Genomic DNA, 2,846 nt, shown 5'->3' with positions numbered 1-2,846 from the left:
ATGCGCCCCGGCCCGGTCAGCACGTACTGGATCCCGAAGCCCGCGGCCACGACCAGCGCCCCGCCGACCGCGTCCAGCACATAGTGGTTGGCCGTCCCGACGATGACCGAGAACGTCATCAGCGGGTACAGCATCCCCAGCCACCTCGCCCGCCGCATCCCCAGCCACATCCTCGGCACCACGACCGCGATCACGACCCCGCACCACAGCGACCACCCGATGTGCAGCGAGGGCATGGCCGCGTACTGGTTGGACAGCTCGGTCAGCGCCCCGAAGTCGGGGTGGTTCAGGTCCTGCGGGCCGTTGGCGGTGTCGATGAAGCCGAGGCCGGGCATCAGCCGCGGCGGCGCCAGCGGGTAGAGCCAGAAGCCGGCGAGCGCCACCAGCGTCGCGAAGGCCAGACCCGTGCGCGCCCACCGGTACGTCGCCGGACGGTGCCAGTACAGATACCCCAGCAGGCACGTCGGCACCAGGAAGTGGAAGGTGCCGTAGTAGTAGTCCATGCCGTCCGCGAGCCAGCCCACGCCCGCCACGAAGTGGTTGACGCCGTGTTCGACGTCCAGGCGCAGGAACTCCTCGATGCCGAGGATCTGCCGGCCGTGGGACTCCGCGAGGCCGCGCGAGTCGGAGGCCTGGGCGCGGATCCAGGAGTAGGCCCAGTAGCCGACCCGTATCAGCATCAGCTCCAGGAGCAGGTTCGGGCGGTTCAGCGCGCGATTGAAGGGGCGCAGCAGCGGCACCCAGCGGAAGCGGCCGCGCTGCGGCCCGGCGACCGGGGTGGGCAGGGGCCGGTCCCACAGCGCGGAGGAGCGGGAGAGGAACGGCACCGCGCAGGCGGCCGCGAGCGCGGCGAGCAGCGGCGCGTGCCGGCCGACGGGCCCGAGGACGGGGTTCGGGGGGACGAGCACGGTGCTGGTCAGCGTCATGACGAGCACGACGAGCACGGGCCAGACGAGCCGGTCGGCGCGGCGGCGGCCGACGCGGCCGACGACGGTGAGGAGGATCCACAGCTGCTGGTGCTGCCAGGCGGTGGGCGAGACGGCGACCGCGACACAGCCGGTGACGGCCGTGGCGAGCAGCGGCTGTCCGTCGCGGGCGTAGCGGGCGGCCCGGCGCAGGCCGGTCCGGACGACGACGGCGGCCGACAGCGCGTAGAGCGTCAGCTCCAGGGGGCCGCGCGCGCCGAGGCGGAGGAACAGACCGTGCAGGGACTGGTTGGTCAGGGCGTCGGGCCGCTCGCCGAGGCCGGCTCCGGCGATGTGGTGGACCCAGTACGTCCAGGAGTCGTCGGGCAGGGCCGCCCAGGCCAGCGCCGTGCAGACGGCGAAGGTGGCACCGGTGCCGAGCGCGGCGCGGCGGCGGCCGGTGAGCCACAGCAGCGGGGCGAAGAGGAGCAGGGCGGGCTGGAGGGCGGCCGCGAGGCCGGCGAGGACGCCGGTCGTCCGTCCTCCGGGCCCCCGGGCGGTCCGGGGCGGGCAGCAGCCGAGGAGGACGAGCAGCACCGGGACGACGCTGATCTGGCCGAGGGTGAAGGTGTTGCGGACGGGCAGGGAGAGCACCGTAAGGATGACCGCGACGGGCGCGGCGAGCAGCGTCGTACGACGGCGGGGCGCGTCGTCGCCCGTGCGTCCGCCGGGCAGGGCGCGGACGGCGACGAGGGCGACGGCGACGACGAGCAGCAGGGTGCCCAGCGTCCAGGCGACGCCGAGGCCGTGTCCGGCCGCTCCGGCGAGGGGCTTGAGGACGAGTCCGGCGAGGGGGGTGCCGGTGAACCCGCGGTAGTCGTGTCCGGAGCCGTAGAGGGAGCCGGGCACGCGCGGGACACCGTTCTCCCCGGACCAGCCGGCCCGGCCGACGAGGTCGGCGAGGCCGGTGAACCGGTGTCCCGGGGGAAGCCGCAGCACGGCAGCCGTCTGACGGACGGCCAGCAGCCCGGCGAGCAGCCACAGCGCCACCAGGACCGCGCCGGTCCGCGAGCCCGCCCTCGGCGGACTCACCGGTCCGCCCCGCTCCCCATCCGCCACGCCCGCCGCTCCTCCGATCGCCTGGTCCGGTCACGCTCGCCGGGCTTTTTGAGGCCTCGCTCAGCCGTCCCGAACACGCGCGGCTCACCGCCAGGACATCCCGCGGTCTCCTGGCGGTGGCCTGAGTCCAACGCCCCGGGGGCCATTAGGGTGCGGTCATGAGCACCAGTGGCAGCAGTGAACGGCGGCCCCCGGCCCTGCGGGCGGACGCCCGGCGCAATCGCGAGGCCCTTGTCGCGGCGGCCCGGGAGCTCTTCGCCGAACAGGGCCTGGAGGTCCCCCTGGACGAGATCGCCCGTCGCGCGGGCGTGGGGAACGCCACCCTGTACCGGCGCTTTCCCACCCGTGAGGGGCTGATCGAGGCGGTCTTCGGGGAGTCCCTGGGCACGAGCATGAGCGAGGGCGAGCGGGCGCGCGCGGGTGAGGACGCCTTCGCGTCGCTGACCGCCTACATGGAGCGGATCTTCGAGGGCCTGGCCGCCGACCGCGGCGCTATCGAACTGATGACGACGACCATCCCGGCGGGCCCCACCCTGGCCGCGCTGCGCGAGCACAACCACACCACGGTGGCCACGCTCGTCCGCCGCGCGCAGGAGCAGGGCGCGATGCGCCCGGACGTGGTCGCCGAGGACCTCCTCTTCGCCCTGGCCGCCCTGGGCCGCTGCGTCCCCTCCGCCGCGGCCGTGGCCCCCGGCTCCTGGCGCCGCCATCTCGTCCTGCTCTTCGACGGCCTGCGCGCCGAGGGCGCGTCCGCCCTGCCCGCGCCGCCGCTGACGGCGGAACAGCTCGACGGCGTCCTGGCGGACGTGGGCGGGAGTGGGG

General features: G+C 75.0%; 2 protein-coding genes. One reads left to right on the top strand and one right to left on the bottom strand.

Annotation, left to right across the window (positions count from 1 at the left end; translation table 11 throughout):
- A partial coding sequence (locus K6I33_RS33970; protein WP_229358659.1) for a bifunctional glycosyltransferase 87/phosphatase PAP2 family protein occupies positions 1-1,997 on the bottom strand: 1,997 nt, incomplete at its 3' end.
- Positions 1,998-2,182: 185 nt separating this feature from the next.
- Between K6I33_RS33970 and K6I33_RS33965 the strand changes: the two genes are divergently transcribed.
- Positions 2,183-2,846: TetR/AcrR family transcriptional regulator (locus tag K6I33_RS33965; protein ID WP_229358658.1), on the top strand; the 664-nt coding region annotated here is incomplete at its 3' end.

Source organism: Streptomyces sp. UNOB3_S3 (assembly GCF_020740895.1).
Classification (GTDB): domain Bacteria; phylum Actinomycetota; class Actinomycetes; order Streptomycetales; family Streptomycetaceae; genus Streptomyces.
The sequence above is the reverse complement of the archived record's forward strand: the minus strand, read 5'-3'. Positions and strand labels throughout refer to the sequence as shown.